General features: G+C 70.1%; 15 protein-coding genes. 10 read left to right on the top strand and 5 right to left on the bottom strand.

Features of this window, described 5'->3' with window-relative positions:
• The first annotated feature begins 57 nt into the window (after positions 1–57).
• The 7 genes from Q9G87_RS40560 to Q9G87_RS40530 all read left to right on the top strand — a co-directional run bounded on the left by Q9G87_RS40560 (position 58) and on the right by Q9G87_RS40530 (position 7,513).
• Complete coding sequence (locus Q9G87_RS40560) at positions 58–1,305, top strand: cytochrome P450 (RefSeq protein WP_305921914.1); 1,248 nt, start codon at positions 58–60, stop codon at positions 1,303–1,305.
• Positions 1,302–2,144: a terpene synthase family protein gene (locus tag Q9G87_RS40555; protein ID WP_305921913.1), complete on the top strand. Its 843-nt coding sequence runs from the start codon at positions 1,302–1,304 to the stop codon at positions 2,142–2,144. Before Q9G87_RS40560 ends, Q9G87_RS40555 begins: the two co-directional genes overlap by 4 nt.
• Complete coding sequence (locus tag Q9G87_RS40550; RefSeq protein ID WP_305921912.1) at positions 2,141–3,661, top strand: prenyltransferase/squalene oxidase repeat-containing protein; 1,521 nt, start codon at positions 2,141–2,143, stop codon at positions 3,659–3,661. The genes Q9G87_RS40555 and Q9G87_RS40550 overlap by 4 nt, the downstream gene beginning before the upstream one ends.
• 145 nt (positions 3,662–3,806) lie before the next feature.
• Complete coding sequence (locus tag Q9G87_RS40545) at positions 3,807–6,155, top strand: sensor histidine kinase (RefSeq protein ID WP_305921911.1); 2,349 nt, start codon at positions 3,807–3,809, stop codon at positions 6,153–6,155.
• Positions 6,152–6,571, top strand: coding sequence for a roadblock/LC7 domain-containing protein (locus tag Q9G87_RS40540; RefSeq protein ID WP_305921910.1), 420 nt, complete (start codon positions 6,152–6,154; stop codon positions 6,569–6,571). The genes Q9G87_RS40545 and Q9G87_RS40540 overlap by 4 nt, the downstream gene beginning before the upstream one ends.
• The gene (locus Q9G87_RS40535) at positions 6,568–6,945 is read left to right on the top strand and encodes a DUF742 domain-containing protein (RefSeq protein WP_305921909.1); all 378 of its coding nucleotides are present in this window, start codon (positions 6,568–6,570) and stop codon (positions 6,943–6,945) included. Before Q9G87_RS40540 ends, Q9G87_RS40535 begins: the two co-directional genes overlap by 4 nt.
• Positions 6,926–7,513: a GTP-binding protein gene (locus Q9G87_RS40530; protein ID WP_305921908.1), complete on the top strand. Its 588-nt coding sequence runs from the start codon at positions 6,926–6,928 to the stop codon at positions 7,511–7,513. The genes Q9G87_RS40535 and Q9G87_RS40530 overlap by 20 nt, the downstream gene beginning before the upstream one ends.
• Positions 7,514–7,524: 11 nt before the next feature.
• Here Q9G87_RS40530 and Q9G87_RS40525 read toward each other — a convergent pair whose 3' ends face one another.
• The gene (locus tag Q9G87_RS40525) at positions 7,525–8,229 is read right to left on the bottom strand and encodes a TioE family transcriptional regulator (protein WP_305921907.1); all 705 of its coding nucleotides are present in this window, start codon (positions 8,227–8,229) and stop codon (positions 7,525–7,527) included.
• A gap of 92 nt (positions 8,230–8,321) precedes the next feature.
• On the opposite strand from Q9G87_RS40525, the gene Q9G87_RS40520 reads away from it, so the two are divergent.
• The 3 genes from Q9G87_RS40520 (at position 8,322) to Q9G87_RS40510 (ending at position 12,167) form a co-directional block, all read left to right on the top strand.
• On the top strand, positions 8,322–9,569 hold the full coding sequence (locus Q9G87_RS40520) for an erythromycin esterase family protein (RefSeq protein WP_305921906.1): 1,248 nt from the start codon (positions 8,322–8,324) through the stop codon (positions 9,567–9,569).
• Positions 9,570–9,633: 64 nt separating this feature from the next.
• Positions 9,634–11,367, top strand: coding sequence for a pyridoxal phosphate-dependent aminotransferase (locus tag Q9G87_RS40515; RefSeq protein WP_305921905.1), 1,734 nt, complete (start codon positions 9,634–9,636; stop codon positions 11,365–11,367).
• Positions 11,364–12,167, top strand: coding sequence for a phosphatidate cytidylyltransferase (locus Q9G87_RS40510; protein ID WP_305921904.1), 804 nt, complete (start codon positions 11,364–11,366; stop codon positions 12,165–12,167). Before Q9G87_RS40515 ends, Q9G87_RS40510 begins: the two co-directional genes overlap by 4 nt.
• A 221-nt stretch (positions 12,168–12,388) precedes the next feature.
• On the opposite strand, the gene Q9G87_RS40505 is transcribed toward Q9G87_RS40510, so the two are convergent.
• From Q9G87_RS40505 to Q9G87_RS40490, 4 genes are all read right to left on the bottom strand, one after another.
• Complete coding sequence (locus Q9G87_RS40505; RefSeq protein ID WP_305921903.1) at positions 12,389–14,941, bottom strand: alpha-mannosidase; 2,553 nt, start codon at positions 14,939–14,941, stop codon at positions 12,389–12,391.
• On the bottom strand, positions 14,938–15,549 hold the full coding sequence (locus Q9G87_RS40500) for a D-sedoheptulose-7-phosphate isomerase (RefSeq protein ID WP_305921902.1): 612 nt from the start codon (positions 15,547–15,549) through the stop codon (positions 14,938–14,940). Before Q9G87_RS40500 ends, Q9G87_RS40505 begins: the two co-directional genes overlap by 4 nt.
• 108 nt (positions 15,550–15,657) lie before the next feature.
• Complete coding sequence (locus tag Q9G87_RS40495; RefSeq protein ID WP_305921901.1) at positions 15,658–16,698, bottom strand: LacI family DNA-binding transcriptional regulator; 1,041 nt, start codon at positions 16,696–16,698, stop codon at positions 15,658–15,660.
• Positions 16,695–18,530 carry an MBL fold metallo-hydrolase gene (locus Q9G87_RS40490; protein WP_305921900.1) on the bottom strand — a complete coding sequence of 612 codons (1,836 nt, stop codon included), beginning with the start codon at positions 18,528–18,530 and terminating at the stop codon, positions 16,695–16,697. The genes Q9G87_RS40495 and Q9G87_RS40490 overlap by 4 nt, the downstream gene beginning before the upstream one ends.
• Between the last annotated feature and the right edge of the window lie 11 nt (positions 18,531–18,541).

The raw sequence follows: 18,541 nt of genomic DNA, 5'->3' as shown, positions 1-18,541 counted from the left end.
CTCCGTAGGCTCACGAGACATGCGCGCGTCCCCGTCAACGCGTTCGAAGAAGCCGGCATGCAGGCCAACGGGGATCTCGTCCGGCTGAGCATGGGCCCCTTCCGCCCGTATCTGGTGACCCATCCCGACCACGTCCAGCACGTGCTCGCCAGGAAGCAGCCGAACTATGTGCGCGAGGGCATGTTCTGGGACCCGCTGGCCCCGCTGCTGGGCGAAGGCATCCTGTCGGACGGCGAGAGCTGGGCGGAGAGCCGCAAGATCCTTCAGCCGCTGTTCACGGCCAAGTACGTGAACTCGCTCGCCGAGCGCATGGCCGAGATCATCAACGAGCTCATTGAGGAGACGATCACCCCCGGGCGGCCCTTCGACGTGGCCAAGGGCGTGTCCGCCATCGTGCACCCGACGATCGTACGGCTGTTCTTCGGAGCGAAGATCTCCGTGGCGGACATCAACCGACTTGTGCCCGCATACGACGTCGCCGTCACCGCCAAGGCCATCCGCCTGCTGATGCCGTTCGTGCCGGAGCTGTTCCCGATGCCGGGCGATCAGTCGTTCAAGCGCGCGATCAAGACCATCGACGAGGTCGTCTACCCACGCATCCAGCAGGCCAGATCGCAGGACCAGGAGGGGGACGACGTCGTCTCGAGGCTGGTCAAGGCCCGCCAGGACATCGAGGGTACCGACGGCGACAGGCGCATCAGGGACGACCTGGTCGCCATGCACGGGGCCTCGACGGAGACCTCGGCGACCGCGCTGACCTGGGCCTGGCCGGTGCTGCAGGCGTACCCGCACGTCGCCGCCAAGCTGTACGAGGAAGTCGAGCGGGTGGTCGGCGACGACCCCGTCAGCACCTCGCACCTGCCCGACCTGGTCTACCTCAGAATGTTCGTCACCGAATTGCTACGGCTCTACCCGCCGGGCTGGATCCTGCCGCGCAAGGCGGTCGAGACGGACGTCGTCGACGGGGTCACCATTGAGGCCGGCTCCACCGTCATGCTGAGCCCTTATCTGACGCATCGGCTGCCGCGGTTCTGGGACCGGCCGCTGGAGTTCGACCCCGAGCGCTTCGCGCCGGGGAACGAGGCCAAGCGGCACCGGTACGCGTACTGGCCGTTCGGCGCGGGCCCGCATGTGTGCCTCGGGCAGCACCTGTTCATGATGGAGGCGCCCCTTCTGATCGCCGGCATCCTGCGGAAGTACCGCCCGATCGTGCACCACGACGGCTCCGTGACTCCCCGGCTGGCCTCCTCGCTGCGTCCCACCGCCGGCCTGTCGATGACGCTGGTGCCGGTGGGACGGCGGTGAGCGACTACTTCGAGACCGGGCGAACGTGCGCCCTGGCCGTCGCGAGCGGCCGCGAACTGGCCAGGTTCGCGACCCGCTACGACGGGCTCTTCCCTGAGAAGTCGTTCGACGCCGGGCTGTACGGCGCGCTGGCCATGGCCGGCGCGTTCTGCGCGCCCTGGGCGACGGTCGAGGGCCTGCGCGCCGTGAACCGGGCCTCACTGCTGGTCTTCGCCCTGGACCGGCTGATCGACGAGGAGGCGAGCTCGCGAGAGCAGGTCGGCGCCCTGGTCGGAGAGTGCCTGGCCGCGGCGGGCGGGGCCGCGCCCGAATCACAGGCGGCCGCCTTCGTCGCGGACCTGCGATCGGACTTGGCCGCCCCGCCTGAGCTCGACCGCGCCTGGCGCGATCAGCTCGAACGCATGCTTCGCGCCATGGCGCGCGAATGGGACTGGAGCGGCTCCGAGCGCCCGCCCACCAGGCAGGAGTACCTGGCCAACGCCGACAGCTGCGGCGCACTCTTCATCGGCCTGTCGCACTGGATTCACACAGGGCTGGTCGAGGCACTCGGCGACCTGGACCGGCTGCGCCCGGCCGCCGACGCCGTGCAGCGCTGTCTGCGCCTGCTCAACGACCTGGCCACCCGGCGCAGAGAGTCCGGCTCAGGAGACGTCAACGCATTCACGCTGGGAATGGAGCTAGACGAAGTGATCGAGCGGCTGTCAGAGCTGACCGAGGACGCGACCGAGCTGATCGAGCCGCTGCGGAACGCGTACCCGCGCGCCGCGGAGTACCTCGCCTGGCAGATCCACTACAGCGCCGGCTTCTACGGCCTCTCCGACTTCTGGGCCGAGTCGTGATCGACGTCTTCCGCGAGGCCAATGACCTCGTCTCCGGGCTCATGGCCAAGCCCTGGGGCCAGGTATCCCCCTCGGTCTACGAGACCGGGCGGCTGGTCACGATCGCCCCCTGGCTGGTCGGGCAGCGCGAGCGGGTGGCGTACCTGCTGGGCGAGCAGCGCGACGACGGATTCTGGGGCGCCCCCGACGGCTACGGGCTCGTGCCCACCCTGAGCGCCACCGAGGCACTGCTCACCGCTGCGGCCCGGGGCGATGGCGATCCGGCCGTGCTCATGCCGGCCGCGCGCGCTGGGCTGAAGGCGCTGCGGTCGATGCTCCAGGAGCCACGCGAGCTGCCCGACACGCCGGCGATCGACCTGATCGTGCCGTACCTCGTCTCGCTCATCAACCACCACGGGTGCGCTGAGCCGCTGCCCCTGCCACCTGGCATGGACGGCAGGCGCCTCGGCATGGTGCGGCACCTTCTGGAGTCCGGCGGCGAGCCGCCACAGAAACTCCTGCACGCCCTCGAGGTGGTGGGCGCAACGGCTTCCATCACCAGCGCCGTGAGCCCCACGCCTATCGGCACTGTCGGTGCCTCACCCGCGGCGACGGCCGCCTGGTTGGACACTGTTGCGCCGCCCGACTCGGCCGACTTGGCCAGGAGGCACCTGGAGGCGGTAGCGAAGCGGTACGGCGGGCCCGTCCCCGTCGGGCTGCCCATCACGGTCTTCGAGCGCGGCTGGGTGCTGAGCTGGCTGCTCAGGGCAGGCGTGCCGGTGGAGCTGCCACCGGAAATGACCGCGGACCTGCGGGCCGCGATCGGCCCGAACGGCACTCCCGCCGGGGCCGGGCTGCCGGCCGACGCCGACACGACCAGCGTCGCGCTCCATGCGCTCGCGCTGCTCGGCATGCCGTGCGAGCCCGAGTCGCTCAAGGCCTTCGACACCGGGGAGCACTTCTGCACCTGGCAGGGCGAGGACGGCTTCTCGGTCAGCGTCAACGCCCATGTGCTCGACGCGTTCGGGGAGTACGTGCGGGCCAGGCCGGAGACGGCGGGCACGTACCGGCCTTTGATGGCGCGCGTGGCGTGCTGGCTGGCCGTGCGGCAGCGGCCCGACGGGAGTTGGAGCGACAGGTGGCATGCCTCCCCCTACTACGCCACCCTCAGCTGTGCTCTGGCGCTCGGCGAGTTCGGAGGGCCGGAATACGCGGACACAGTGCGCGCCGCCCGGGAATGGGTACTGGCGACCCAGCGCGACGACGGATCATGGGGCCGGTGGACGGGCATACCGGAGGAGACGGCGTACGCTGTGCAGACACTGCTGCTCTCAGGGCCAGAGCCGGACGAACGGTGCCGGCAGGCGGCGGCGCGTGGCTACACGTTCCTCACCCATGTAGGCGATTTATCGGATTACCCTCCGCTGTGGCATGACAAGGACCTTTACACGCCGACGGCAATTGTCCGCGCAGCGGTGCTGGCCGCCGCACACGTAACCCAGCGTTCATCTGGAAGGAGAATTTCGACCGAAAAGTAGGACATAGCGGCCTAATGGCGCTCTTTCGTGTTGAGTGAGCATTGTTGCGTTGCTAGGGTGACCCGAGTGTCAGATTCCTGGGATGCCCATTTCTTCCTTTTGACATGGCACGCTGACCGCGCTGCTTTCTCTCCGGGTGGCCTCGATGCGCTTCCGTAACGCCAGTGTCCGGGCAAAGGTCACGGCACTCATCGTCTCGCTCGCCTGCCTGTGGGCGTTCGCCGCCTGGGTAACCCTGCGAGAGGGCGTGAACCTGCTGTGGGCCGCCACGGTCAACAGCAACGTGGTCGACCCAAGCGAGCCACTGCTTATCGAGCTCCAGCGCGAGCGCCGCCTCACGCTCGCCCGGCTGGGCGCGAACATGCGCGAGGTCGACCAGCCGATGCGTGCCCAGCGGGCCAAGACCGATGCGCTGACCTCCGAGTTCGACTCCGCATCCCAGGCCGCGGCGGTCGAGTTCGCCATGGACGACGCACTCCGCCGCCGCCTGGCCGAGGTCAAGGGTCAACTCGGCAAGCTGGCGGCCACCAGGGAGTCGATCGACGCGGGCACGATCGACGCCGCGCAGGCCGCAGCTCAGTACAACGCCGTCATCGACTCCTTCTACCGCATGTACGACTCGGTGGCCGAGTTCGACGACAAGGAGATCGCCAAGGACGGCCGAACGCTGGCCGAGATACACCACTCGCGGGAGCTGTTCGCCCGCGAGGACGCGCTCCTGGCCAGTGTCTTCGCCAAGGGCGGCTTCACCAGGACCGAGCACGCTGAATTCGTCGAGACCGTCGGCATCTTCCGCTACACGTTGAGCGAGGCGCTGGCGAAGCTGCCGGCAGAGGACCGGGCAGCCTTCGACGCCTGGCTCAAGACCGCGCCGGTGTCCCGGGTCCAGGCCATGGAGGCACAGCTCATCCGGCACAACCCCGCCGTGGACTCGCTGCCGGTGAGCGGCGAGGAGTGGCGCAAGGCTGCCGACGCCACGCTAACCAGCATGCAGACAGTCACGCTCGCTGGCGGTGACCGGCTGCTCGAGCGGATCACGCCCGTCGCGGTCGGCGTCATCGTACGACTGGTGCTCGCCGGCGGTCTTGGCCTGATCGCCGTTATCGCCTCGATCATCCTGTCCATCACCACCACCAGGCAGCTGCTCGCCCAGCTGCGGAAGCTGCGCGACGCCGCGCACGAGCTGTCCGACGACCGGCTGCCCGGCGTCGTCGAGCGCATCGGTCGCGGCGAGGAGGTCGACCTGGCCAAGGAGGCGCCGGACCTGGACTTCGGCGACGACGAGATCGGCCAGGTGGGCCAGGCGTTCAACACCGTGCAGCGCACCGCGATCAGCGTCGCGGCCGAGCAGGCCGAGCTGCGCCGCAGCATCCGCGACATCCTGCTCAGCCTCGCCCGCAGGACGCAGGGCCTGGTGCACCGGCAGCTCACCGTGCTCGACGTGATGGAGCGCCGCGAGACCGACCCCGAGGAGCTGAAGGAGCTCTTCCGGCTGGACCACCTGGCCATCCGCATGCGGCGCAACGCGGAGAACCTCATCGTGCTCTCCGGTTCCTCCCCCGCCCGCACGTGGCGCCGGTCGGTCCCCATGGTCGACGTCGTGCGCGGCGCGCTGGCCGAGGTCGAGGACTACACCCGGGTCACGCTGCTGCCGATGGGCGAGGTCGTGCTCATCGGCCGGGCCGTCGGTGACGTCGTGCACCTGCTGGCCGAGCTCATCGAGAACGCCGTGTCGTTCTCGCCTCCTTACACGAACGTGCAGGTCAGCGGCCAGCTCGTGGCCAACGGGTACGTGATCGAGATCGAGGACCGGGGCCTGGGTATGAAGCCCGAGGACCTGGAGGCCGCGAACGAGCGCATCGCGAACCCGCCCGAGTTCCGCATCACGGGCACCGCCCGCCTGGGCCTCTACGTGGTCAGCCAACTGGCCAAGCGGCACGACATCCAGGTGGTGCTCAAGGCGTCGCCGTACGGCGGGACCACGGTCGTGGTGCTGTTGCCGCAGGAGCTCGTCCAGCTCGACCCCAGGCCGGAGCCGCAGCGCGGCGACGGCGGGGAGCGGCTGCCGCGCCGGCCGACGGCGGTGGCCACGGTGGCCCGCCCCGCCGCCGGAGAGATGGCGCGCCCCGCCGCCGGGGAGAACGTGCGCACGCTCAAGCCCGCCCGCCCGGTCCCCGCCTCCGTTCCCGAGCCGGCCCCAGCACCTGCACTCGAGCCGGCCCTCGCATCAGTACCCGAGCCGCCAGCCGAACCGGAGCAGCAGCCCGTGGCCGAATTCACACCGTCGGGGCTGCCGCTCCGCGTGCCCCAGGCGAACCTCGCGGCGGCGCTGCGCGAGGACACGCCCACGCTGCCAGACCACGAGGAGGACGATGACGAGCGCTCCCCGGAGGAGATCCGCGCGATGATGGGATCTCTTCAGTCAGGCACCCGCCTTGGCCGTACGCAGGCGGCCAAGATGCTGGATGAACAGCCGGGAGGCGACGCACCATGACCCCCACCGCGGGCACCGATCTCAATTGGTTGCTCGACGACCTCGTCAGCCGCGTCAAGGAGGCCGACCACGCCATCGTGCTGTCCTCCGACGGCCTGCTGATGGCCTCCTCGGCCGGGTTGCAGCGCACCGACGGCGAGCATCTGTCCGCCGTGGCCTCCGGGCTGCAGAGCCTGGCCAAGGGCATCTCGGAGCACATCTCCGGCGGCGCGGTGCGGCAGACGGTCGTGGAGTGGAAGAGCCAGTTCCTCATCGTGACCACGGCGGGCGAGCGTGCCTGCCTGGCCGTGTTGTGCGCGCAGAACGCCGACATCGGGCTGATCGCGTACGAGATGGCCATGATGGTCGCGCGGGTGGGCCAATATCTCACCTCGGGCGCTCGCAACGCCGAGGCCATCGCCAGGAGCGAGCGGTGACAGGCGCCGACGGTCCGAGGGATGAGCACTGGGTCGACCCGGAGATCGTCCGGCCCTACGTCGTGACGCGGGGCCGGACCCAGCCGGCGCACGGAAAGTTCGACCTGATCTCCATGGCCCTGGCGGTGGGCGGCCCGCCGGGCCCGGACGCCGGGCTGGACCCCGAGCACCTGCGGATCCTCCAGATCTGCCGCGAGCCCAAGTCCGTCGCCGAGATCGCCGCGCATCTCGACCTGCCCGCCGGCACGATCCGCGTGCTGCTCGGCGACCTGTTCGACCGCGAACTCGTCTCTGCCCAGGAACCACAATCCGAGGTGGACATGCGTGACATGAAGATGTACAGGGCGGTGCTCGATGGTCTTCGCTCGCTCTGACCGCCCGCGCCTGCCGACGGCGATCAAGATCTTGGTCGCCGGCGGGTTCGGCGCGGGAAAGACGACGATGGTCGGCGCGGTCTCCGAAACCCGGCCACTGCGGACGGAGGAGGTGCTCACCGACCGCGGGATCGGTGTGGACGACCTCTCCTCGGTGGAGGCCAAGCGCACCACCACGGTGGCGATGGACTTCGGGCGGATCACGCTGAACAACGACTACGTGCTCTATTTGTTCGGCACGCCCGGGCAGGAGCGGTTCTGGTTCGTGTGGGACGAGCTGGCGGAGGGTGCGCTGGGTGCCGTGATCCTGGCGGACACGCGGCGGCTGGCGGACTGCTTCCCATCGGTGGACTACTTCGAGCGGCGGAACACGCCGTTCGTGGTCGCGGTCAACTGTTTCGAGGGGGCGCCGACGTTCGAGCTGGACGAGGTGCGTCTCGCGCTCCAGCTCGACCCGTCGATCCCCATCATCTTGTGCGACGCCAGGAAACGGGAGTCGAGCAGGGAGGTCCTGATCGCCCTGGTGAAGCACTCGGCGAGGCTGCGCGCGGAGCCGGTCGGCAGCTGAGCGCAGCCTTGTCAGGTGGCGGTGTGGCGGAGGTAGGCGTCAAGTTCGGCGGCGCCGCTCAGCATCGCGCGCCCGCGGGTGGACAGCCGGCCGTGCCAGTCCCGTAGGGCGGCCTCCAGCGGCGCCAGCCCGCCGGCCGCGCGCACCTGCTCGATCAGCGGCGCGATCTGCTCCAGCAGGTATCCGCCCCGTCTGAGCTGGTGCGCGAGCTGTGCATCCCGTACGTCGGCCGCGGTGTAGACCCGGTAACCGGTCTGCCGGTCGCGCCGTGGCCGCACCAGCCCGGCCTGCTCCCATTTGCGCAGCGTCGCGGGCCGGATCCCGAGTTTCCTGGCCAGTGGACCGATGAACGTGACACCCGGTCCTGGAGCGGCGGAGGGCGCCAGGTCGCGGAGCGCGTTCTCGACGGCCAGGAGGGTCCGGCGGTCGTCGAGGAGCTGGGCGTGGCTCTCGTCGATGATCTTCAGGGCGTCCTCGACCGCGTCCCGGTTCACCGCCTGCATGATCGAGGTCGCGGTCTGGTGGCCGTGGGCGGGCACCAGGGCGAGGAACGCGCGGAGGGCTTGCGCGTGCCGCACGGTGTAGGTGCGATAGCCATGGGGCGTGCGGCCGGCGCCAGGGAGGATGCCGGCCTGCTCGTAGTTCCTGATCGCCTGCGTGGACAGGCCGTGTTCGCGGGCGAGATCCACCGGCCTCAGCCGTTCGCGGGATGCCATGGGTGCGTCACCGTGTTGAAGGTCGGCCCAGGTGGGCGTGAGCGTGTTGTGCGGAAAGCTTACACCTAAAGTTCAACGATATCGTTGAGGGCATGTCGTCATCGAAGAGACCGGACCCGCTCGTCCAGGACGCTGCCTCCTCTCTCGACGGCGAAGGCGTCGCCGCCGTCACGAGGCTGCTGCGGACTCTTCCCTGCCGGCCCCGCCTGCTCGGGCTCGGCGAGGCCACACACGGCGAGGAGGCGCTGCCCGAGCTGCGTAACGAGATCTTCCGGCATCTCGTCGAGCACGAGGGCTACCGATCGTTCGCCATCGAGAGCGATTGCCTCATGGGCCTGGCCGTCGACGACTACGTCACGGCGGGGACGGGTACGCTCGACGGCGTCATGGAGGGCGGCTTCAGCCACGGGTTCGGCGCGTCGGCGGCCAACCGGGAGCTCGTGCGCTGGATGCGCGCGTACAACGAGGGCCGGCCCGTCGCGGAGCGGCTGCGCTTCTTCGGGTTCGACGCCCCGCTGGAGATGACCGGGGCCGCCAGTCCCCGCCAGGCGCTGACCGCGCTGCATGGCTACCTCGCGGCCTGGCTGGACGCGGGTCTGCTCCCCTGCGCCGCGGACGCCCTCGACCGCCTGATCGGGGGCGACGACCGGTGGACCAATCCCGCGGCGGCCATGGACGCCTCCCAGTCCGTAGGCCGGTCCGCCGAGGTCAGGGAGCTGCGACTGCTCGCGGACGACCTCGTGACGCTGCTGGACGCGTACGCGCCGCACCTGATCGCGTCGACCTCGCGGGAGGAGTGGTGGCGGGCGAGCACGTACGGCCGCACCGCCGCCGGGCTGCTCCGCTACCACTTCTGGATGGCCGACACGTCCCCCGCCAGGGTCTGGCGGCTGATGGCCCTGCGGGATGCGATGATGGCCGGCAACCTCCAGGCCATCGCCGAGCACGGCCCGGCACTCGTCTACGCCCACAACCGCCACCTGCAGCGGGACAAGAGCAGCTGGCAGCTGGCCGACATGGCGCTGGAGTGGTGGAGCGCCGGCGCGATCGTCAGCGCCCGCCTGGGCGACCAGTACGCCTTCCTGGCCTCGGCGCTCGGCGCCATCCCGCATCAGGCGCTTCCCGCTCCCCACCCCGAGACTCTGGAGGGGCTGCTGTACACGCTGCCGGGCAACCGCTCCCTCATCGACGCCCGCCGGCTGGCCGCGGCCCTCGCCGAGGCGGGTACGAAGCCGGTCCCGCGGACCGACATATCTGCTAATTACGGCTATTTCGCGCTCGACCCGGCCCACCTCGGCGAGAACGACGGGATCGTGTTCATCAAGGACGTGCCCGCCTGACCTTGCCCGGGCAGGCAGACGGTTCCGCCGGTCGTCGACCAACGAGGCGATATACGGTGAGATCATGACCGTGGTCGCCGATGGGCTGGAATTACGTTTGGCGTCGCATGCTGACCGTGAGTGGATCTACCGCCTCCGGCACGAGGTGTACGCCCGTGAACTTGGTCAGCACGCCCCCAATGCGGCAGGGCAGCTCATCGACGACCTCGACGAGGACAACATCTACATCGTGGCGGCCCTCCGGGACCGACCTGTCGGATTCGTCAGCGTCACGCCTCCGTGGGCGGGACGCTATTCGATCGACAAGTACCTGCGCAGGCAGGAGCACCCGGCATTGCGTGAGAGCGGCCTGTTTGAGATCCGGATCCTGACCGTTGATCCGAGTCGACGGGGTGTGATGACGGGCAAGCTCCTGATGTACGCGGCGCTGCGGTGGGTGATGTCGCACGGCGGCCGGACGATCGTGGCCTTGGGCCGTGTCGAGCTTCTGCCGATGTATTCGGATTTGGGGCTGGCCTCCACCGGCGTGCCCGTGCGTTCGGGTGCGGTCGACTTTGAGCTCCTGACGGGCGAGGTCGCCGATCTGACTGACCGGACACTGCGGCGGTACGGTCCGCTGCTGCGTGACTTACAGCAGACGGTGCGCTGGGGATTGGAGGTGTCCTTCTTACCCGAGGCGGAGTCCTGCGAGCACGGCGGCGCTTCCATCGAGGCGCTGGGTCACCGCTTCGACACCCTGGGAGCGCACCGCGACGTTGTGTCCGCCGACGTGCTCGACGCATGGTTTCCGCCTGCCGCCACCGTCGTCGCGGCGTTGACTGGTGACCAAGAGTGGATCATGCGGACATCTCCGCCTGCGCGGGCCGCTGGGCTGATTGAGGAGATCGCGGTTCGCCGGAACGTGCCGGAGGGTGCCGTCGCCGTCGGTGCCGGTTCCTCCGATCTGATCTTCCGCGCGTTCGGCAACTGGCTGAACGCCTCTTCACGAGTGCTGCTGGTTGATCCTTCCTACGGCGAGTATGCCCATGTCGTCGAGCGTGTGATCGGCTGTCGTGCCGACCGGTTCTCCCTGCGCCGTGAGGAGGGGTGGCGGATCGACCTGGATCGCTTCGCCAACTGCCTGCGCGGACGCTACGACCTGGTGGTCGTCGTCAATCCCAACAACCCCACCGGCGTGCACCTCGACGCGGGCGAGCTACGGGAAGTGCTGGCCCAGGCGCCGGGCGGAACCCGGTTCTGGATCGACGAGGCCTATGTCGGCTACGGCGGGCCCGGGCAGTCGCTGGAGCGGTACGCGGCGAGCACGGACAACACCGTCGTGTGCAGGTCCATGTCCAAGATGTACGCGTTGTCGGGTCTGCGGGCGGCGTACCTGACCGCACCACCGCAGATCGCGGCCGAACTACGGCGCTGGACCCCGCCGTGGGCGGTGAGCCTGCCCGCGCAGATCGCCGCGGTGTACGCCCTGCGTGATCCCGGCTACTACACCGCCCGCTGGGCGCAGACCGCCCTCCTGCGCACCGAGCTGGCAGCGGCGCTCACCTCGATCGACGAGGACCTGCGGGTACACGAGTCGGCGGCGAACTTCGTCCTGCTCACGCTGCCCCGCGGTGGCCCCAGTGCCACCCGCTTGGTCAACCGGTGCCGGCGTCAGGGGGTGTTTCTGCGTGACCTGTCACCGCTGTCGCCGGCGTTCGAGGGCAGGACAGTGCGGATCGCGGTGCGCGAGGCCTCGGCCAACGCCCGCACCGCCGCGACCGTGGACGACGCTCTACGTGGCCTGCGGCGGACGGTTTGACCGACGTCGGTGATCTGATCCCCTACCTCGCCGGCGTACTGGCGGCCGGCGGGATCGCTGTGGCCGTGTCGCGGCGGCGAGAGTACGTTCTGCGGTGGTGCGCCTGGGCGGTGGCCGTGCCTGTAGTGGTCGCCGCCCTGTATCTCGGCCCTAGTGGTGCGGCCGTCCTGGCCGCGACGGCGGGTGTGGGATGCGCCGTCGAGTACGGCCGGCTGACCCGCCTGCCCCGGCCGGACCGCGTGGTGCTCACTCTCGCCGTGGCCATCGCACCCCTGGCGGCTTGGCTGGCCCCTGCGCAGCTGCCTCGAGTGCTCGCCACCGTAGTCCTGGTCGTCGCGCTGGTCCCGCTGCTGGCCGGGGACGCGGCGGGTGGGCTGAATCGGCTGTGCCTGAGTGTTCTCGGCATCGTGTGGTTCGCGCCGCTGATCGGAGTGGTGCTGCTCGGCCCGGCCGTCCTGGCATTGTTCGCCGCGGTGTCGGTCGCAGACATCACCGCCTCGTTCGCCGGCAGGCTGTTGGGCGGGCCACAGTTGTCACCGCTGTCACCGGCCAAGCATTGGAGCGGCCTGCTGACCGGCGCCGTCGCCGGCCTGGTCATGCTGGCTCTGCTGGGTGCGTTCACGCTCCCTTTGGCCGTCGCCGTGACGATCGGTGCTCCCCTGGGGGATCTGCTGGAGTCGATGATCAAACGAGGCGTCGAGGCCAAGGATTCCGCTTCGTGGCTGGCGGGCGCCGGTGGACTGCTGGATCGGCTTGACTCCCTGCTGCTCGCCCTCGCCTTGGCTTTGCTGCTCAGCTGACGCGGTGGACAGGAAGGCCACGGGTAGCCCGGTCCCGAGCCACCACCTGCTCGCAGGCCAGCAGCAGCACTCCCGCGCTCCAGGGTCTCGTGCGCCCGCTCCGCGTAGTACGGATCGCCCAGCGCCTGCGACAGCTCGATCAGTTCCGCCGTGCACACCAGCCCGTACGCGTGGACGTGCTGGTTCGACGGGGACGCCTGGTCGGCACCGGTCGGCGATCATCACCATGCTTCCACCGTGAACGCGCCCCTGCGGGTGGTCAGCTCGACGAGGTCGGTCTCGACGGCGGAGAGCGGATCGTCGAGCGGGATCCGGAACGTACGGATCTGGCTCGGCCCGAAGTCCGCCGTGAGCCGGATCCGGGCGAGCGGGATGTCGAAGGTGGCCACGCCGGCTCGCCCGGTGGTCTCGACGGCGCGGACGACGAGGTCGCGTGGGGTGTCCTCGTGCGTCTTCACCGCGGTGACCATGATCTGGCCGCCGCCGTCGTCGAGGTAGCCGCGGGCGGCGGGGAGCGCGCCGTCGTGGAAGCTCTCCAGCATGGCGCGCACCGGGGAGCCGAGCAGCGCCGCCCGCCGCGCGAGCCCGGCCGCCCGCCAGTCGCCGGCGTGCGGCACCAGCAGGTACGTGAACCGCTGCGTCCCCTGGTCCTGGTAGGAGTAGTACCCTTCCGGGTCCAGCAGCCGCGGGTCGTGCCAGGCGTAGACGGGGCTGCGCACGGCGGTGATGCCGATGCTGGGGCTGCGGCCGGGGTCGCCGGGCGATACGTCGTAGCCGTGCTTGACGTTGTTCACGACGGCGAGGCCGGCGCCGGCCCCCGACAGATCCACCCACGACTGCGCCGGTTCCTCGGCCCCGTCGAGTGGCCTGCTCAAGTGCCCGAACGGGATCTCATAGGTGGCGGCCGGGGACTTCAGCGCGACCGGGAAACGCAGCTTCATCAGGTGGGCCTGCTCCCGCCAGTCGATGGTGACCCGCACCTCGACCGCGTCGTCGCCGCCCGCGCCCAGGATGAACTCCTCCACCATCGTCGAGCGGCCCCACTCCCGCTCCACCCGGATGCGGGCACGCAGCGGGCCCTGCTCGCGCAGCACGATGTTCGTGACCGCCATCGCCTCGCCCGGCCAGTCGTAGGAGATGACGCGGTGCCCCCACGTGTCGGTCGGGTCCTCGCAGATGACCGTGTGCTCGCCGGCTGCCCCAGCCACCAGGTCGACGCCGGTGCGCTTGTCGAGCAGGCTGGACAGCCAGCCGGTCGCGGGGTCGAGCTCCAGGCGCAGCACGTCGTTCTCGATGTGGGTCTCGCCGCACGACAGGCCGCTCGGGGCCGTCGCGGCGCCTTGGCGCAGGCGGTAGAGGCGGTAGCCCAGCGGCGGCAGCTCGGCCTGGAAGACCGTGGCGCCGCGGCCCTTGTCGTCAGTGGTGGCGACCGACTGCGTGCGCTGGCAGGGCACGTCGGCGCCGTCGGCGTCCACGACCCGCACGCCTGCCGGCGCGAGGCCGTACTGCATCTCGACCCGGGTCGTGACCGGCCACGGGTGCGGGTTGAAGACGACCACCGGCTGGGTGCCGTCCTCCTGCGGGATGCGGATGTCACGGGCGATCACGTTGTGGGCCCGGGTGATGATCCGCTTGGCGATCGCGACGGCCTCCCCCAGCTGGTCGCGGGCGTCGTCATAGGCGGGCTCGATCGCCGAGCCCGGCAGCACGTCGTGGAACTGGTTGAACAGCACCTGCTTCCACGCCCGCTCCAGGTCCGCGCGCACGTCGTGGCCGGCGACCGCGGCCCAGCGCTCGGCCGACAGCACCGCCGCCTGTGCCCGTCGCTGCCAGGCCTTGACGCCGGAGTGGGAGGAGTAGCAGCCGGCCGCGTGGTGCTGCAGGTCGTCACGCCACACCGGCAGCTCCGCCAGGCCGCGCTCCCCCAGGCGCTTGGCCATCTCGTCGAAGTAGCGGCGCGGCGAGGACATCGTCAGCTCGCCGAAGGTGCCCATCCGGTCGTAGCGGTGGATGGACTCGATGTTGGCCTTGGTGGGGCCGCCGCCGTGGTTGCCCACCCCGTAGAAGATCATCAGGTCGCCGAGCGAGCGGTCGAGCTGGCCCAGGGCCTTCTCGGTCTGGCCGGCGACCTCGCCGGGCGGGCTGCAGTATTCGAACGGGATCCGGTACGCCAGCACGCGGCTGCCGTCGGGGCTCTCCCACCAGAACATCGTGCCGGGCAGGTCGGCCTCGTGCGGTCCAGGGCGCAGGAAGCAGTAGGAGTCCATGCCCTGGCCGCGCAGGATCGCGGGCAGCATGGCGTTGTGGCCGAACGGGTCGACGTTCATGCCGACCGTCGCGGTGACGCCGAACTTCTCCTTCAGGTAGCGCTGCCCGTACAAGCCCTGGCGGACGAACGACTCGCCGGAGGGCATGTTGCAGTCGGGCTCCACCCACCAGCCGCCGGCCATGACCCAGCGGCCTTCCGCGACCTTCTCCTGGATCCTGGCGAACAGCTCCGGGTCCGACTCCTCCACCCAGGACAGCAGCACGACCTGGTCACAGGTGAAGACGAAGTCGGGGTATTCGTCCATACGGTGGATGGCCGACCAGAACGTCGCGCGGGCCTCCTGGTAGCCCTCCTGCCAGGGCCACAACCACACCGGGTCGAGGTGCGCGTTGCCGATCATGTGCAGGGTGCGACCGGGGGTGGCCGCCGGGCGGGGGGCACGCGGCAGGCCGGACGGCTGGGCGCCGGAGGGCGCGTTGGCCATGGGGGCGGGGCGCCTGGTCATGAGGCCGCCCAAACGTCGACCTTCTCGCTGATCATGTGCAGCATCAGTGTGTGGATCTCCTGGATGCGCGGCGTCTCTGAGGAGGGGGCGAGGAGGAGGTGGTCGGCGTGCTCGGCAGCGGCGCCTCCGTCTTTGCCGCCGAACAGTACTGTCGCCGCGCCCTTGCTCCGTGCGGCCTTGAGCGCGCTGATGACGTTGGGCGAGTTGCCGCTGGTGGTGAACGCGGCCACCACGTCGCCCGGACGGGCCAGCGCCTGCACCTGGCGGGCGAACACGTTCTCGTAGGCGTAGTCGTTGGCGATGCACGTCATGACCGTGGCGTCGGTCGTGAGCGTCACCGTGGGCAGCGGGCGGCGCTCGCGCTTGTAGTGGCCGATCAGCTCGCCGGTGAGGTGCTGGGCGTCGGCCGCGCTGCCGCCGTTGCCCATCGTGTAGAGGGTGCCGCCGTGCGCGAACGTCGCGATGATCAGGTCCGCGGCGGCCTCCACGTCCGGGATCAGCGCCGCCATGCCCCGCGCGGCGGCGAGATGTCCTTCGACGTGTGCCGCGAGCACCGCCGGCAGCGGCCCGCCGTGCGCCCGGGCCGGGTCTGCGCCAACGTGCTCCATGGGGCCTCCGACGGGAACGGCTGCCGCTCGAGGGCTTGTGACATCGTTCCCACAGCGGATCCTAGGGCGACCTCTCCCGTCCGGTCAACGCACACAATGGGTGAAATGTCAGATTATGGGCGGTGATGCGGTGGATTCGCGGGCCACGAGCTGCACGGTGAGCACAGTCGTGACGGAGTCCGCCTCCGGCATCCCAATCCGTTCGTCCAGCCTGCGTATCGCCGTCGCACCCAGGCCGAAGGTGTCCTGCGAGACGGTGGTGACCATGGGCGAGACCATGCTCATCCAGGGCGCGTCGTCGAAGGCGACCAGGCTGATGACATCCGGCACCCGCAGCCCCAGCTCGCGGATGGCCCGCCAGACGCCCTCGGCGAGCACGTTGTTGGCGGCGAACACGGCGGTCGGCCGATCGGGCCCGCGCAGCATGTCGAGCGCCCGGCGCCGCGAGTCCGTCACGTCCCAGCCGGACGAGACGACCAGGCCGGGATCCACCTTGATGTCACCGGCGCCGAGCGCCTCGAGGTAACCCTGGTAACGCTCGTAGCCGGTGGTCCAGTCGGTCTCGTCGATGAACAGCGCGATCCTGCGGTGCCCCAGCGCGACCAGGTGCGCGGTGGCCGTACGGGCGCCGACGCGGTTGCCCACCACCACCCCGTCCGTCGAGCCGGGCGCGAACTGCCGGTCCACCTCGACCACCGGGATGCCGTGGGAGGAGAGGTAGGTGGACACGGCCGAGGAGTTGGGCGTCACCACCACGCCCGCCACCCTGAGCGCGACGAGCGCCTCGGCGGCCTCGCTCTCCGCCTCGGCCGACAGGCTCGTGTCCGCGAGCACCATAGTGTAGCCGCGCTGCCGGGCCTCCCTGCTGGCCCCTGCCGCCAGCTCCGCGTAGAACGGGTTGCGCAGGTCGCTCACCAGGACCCCGACGGACCTGCTGACCTGCTGTTTGAGCGTGCGGGCCATGACGTCGGGCACGTATCCGAGCTCGGCGGCCGCGCGCAGGACCCGCTCGCGCACGTCGCTGGCGGCGTACCCGCGGCCGGTCAGCGCGCGGGAGACGGTGGAGCGGGAGACGCCGGCGGCCTCTGCGACGTCCTTGATGGTGGGCCGCCGGGAGCGGCTGAGGGGGGTACGCCGCTCTATGGTCATCGAGGCCCTTCCCCGACCACATCGACCAGCGCCTCGGCGTGCTGCCCGAGACGCAGATCGCCGATGGTCACGTCGACCGCCAGGCGAACGCGGCGTCGCGGCACGACGTCGGCGCCGAGACGGAGATGCACCTGCTCCATACCCCCTCCGGGCAGCCTTAGCGTCACGGACCCTTGCTCCCGCTGCCAGCCTGGGGGAACGACGAGCTCGATGGTGGCCACGACCTTGTCCGGGAACGGGTTGCGCACGGTGGCCGTGAGCACCAGCTCGCCGCCCGCGGGAACGCTCGCATAGTAGGGCGTCAGGCGGCACAGCACCCCGTCCGCCCCCAGGTCCAGGTGCTCCAGCGGGAGCAGGTCGTAGTGGAGGGCGACGAGTTCCTCGCCGCGTTCGGTCAGCATGTGCAGATAGTCGTCGTCCACCCAGCGGGGGCGCCAGTGGCCGCTGACCATGAGGTCGGGGCGCAGGCGCCGGTAGAGTGCGGCGCTCTTGCGGTAGTCCTCGATCCTGAACCTGTTCTTGTACTGGAAGTTCAGGCTCTCCTGGCGTTCGCCGGGGATGCCCATGCCGTCCTGCTGGTCGCCGGTGACCAGCACCCGGTGGCCATCCACCTGGAACTCGTACGCCGCCGCGAACAATGTGTGTCCCGGCAGGTCGTGCACCGTGATCTCGTACTCGCGCCACCGCACGGTCTCCCCCAGCTCCAGCACCCGGTCGGAGGGGATGGGGTCGAACCACTGGCAGGGCAGATCATGGTGAAGCGGCGTGGCCAGGATGGGGGCCATGTGGGACGGAGTCCAGATCTGCGTGCCCTCGACGTCGCGCAGCAGCGGCATGCCGGCCACGTGGTCGTCGTGGTAGTGGGTGGGGAGGGCGACCTCGATGCTGGTGACGCCGTAGTGCTCGCGCAGGGCGGGGAGCGAGGCCAGCCAGGGACGGCGGGCCGCGCGTGAGGTGTTGTGCACCAGGCCGGTGGACATGTCGTAGCCGAAGTCGAAGACCATGGCGGCGCCGGACTCCGACAGCAGGACGTAGCTGTGGGAATTGGCGCTCCTGTTCATCAGCAGGTGGGAGGTCACCTCGACGAAAGGGTTGTGGAGGAGTCCGCGCACGTCCCAGGGGTGGGGGCGGCGGAAGTTCACATATCGCTGCATGGACTGGGAGAGCTGCCGGAGCGCGTCGTGCGGGTCGGTCATCGGCTCGCCGTGCGACGGCAGTAACACCTCGAGCTCCTCCCGCTGGAGGAGCTCGGAGCTCAGGATGACCATGGCCGGGCCCTCGTTCTCGGTGTACGACCACTGGGTCGCGGCCAGAGACCACACCTTGCCCGGGGCGTAGATGAGGTCGCCGGTGAAGGCGGCCTTGCCGGCGACGTACGTCACCGAGCCGGGGGTGTGCCCCGGGGTGGGCAGCACGCGCACCTGCACTCCGCCGTACGTCGCCGTCCGGTATTCGGGCACGACGCCGGCCACCGGCACCGAGTCGAGCAGCGAGAACCGGTCGTCGCGCAGGTCGTAGTCGTTGCTGATCTGGCGCCCCGCCCACATCTCGCCGACCTTCTCGAACAGGTCACGCTCGACCGGCGGAACGTGGATCGGGATGCCCGCGCCGACCGCTCTCGCCAGGCCCTGGGCCTGGTCGCGGTGGTGGTGGGTCATCAGGACGTGGGTGAGGCGGTCGATCCCCATCTCGGCCAGGAGGTCGAGCACGCGGCCGGAACCGAAGTCGATCGCGATCCCGGTGCGCTCCTCCCCCGCCTGCGTGGGGGCCGCCACGACGTAAACGTGGCAGGTGTCCGCAACGCGGAACACCCCGGGCACAACTTCGGTCACATCACTGCTCA

The organism is Nonomuraea turcica (genome assembly GCF_030718205.1).
GTDB lineage: Bacteria > Actinomycetota > Actinomycetes > Streptosporangiales > Streptosporangiaceae > Nonomuraea.
This window is presented reverse-complemented; position numbering and strand designations above follow the sequence as displayed.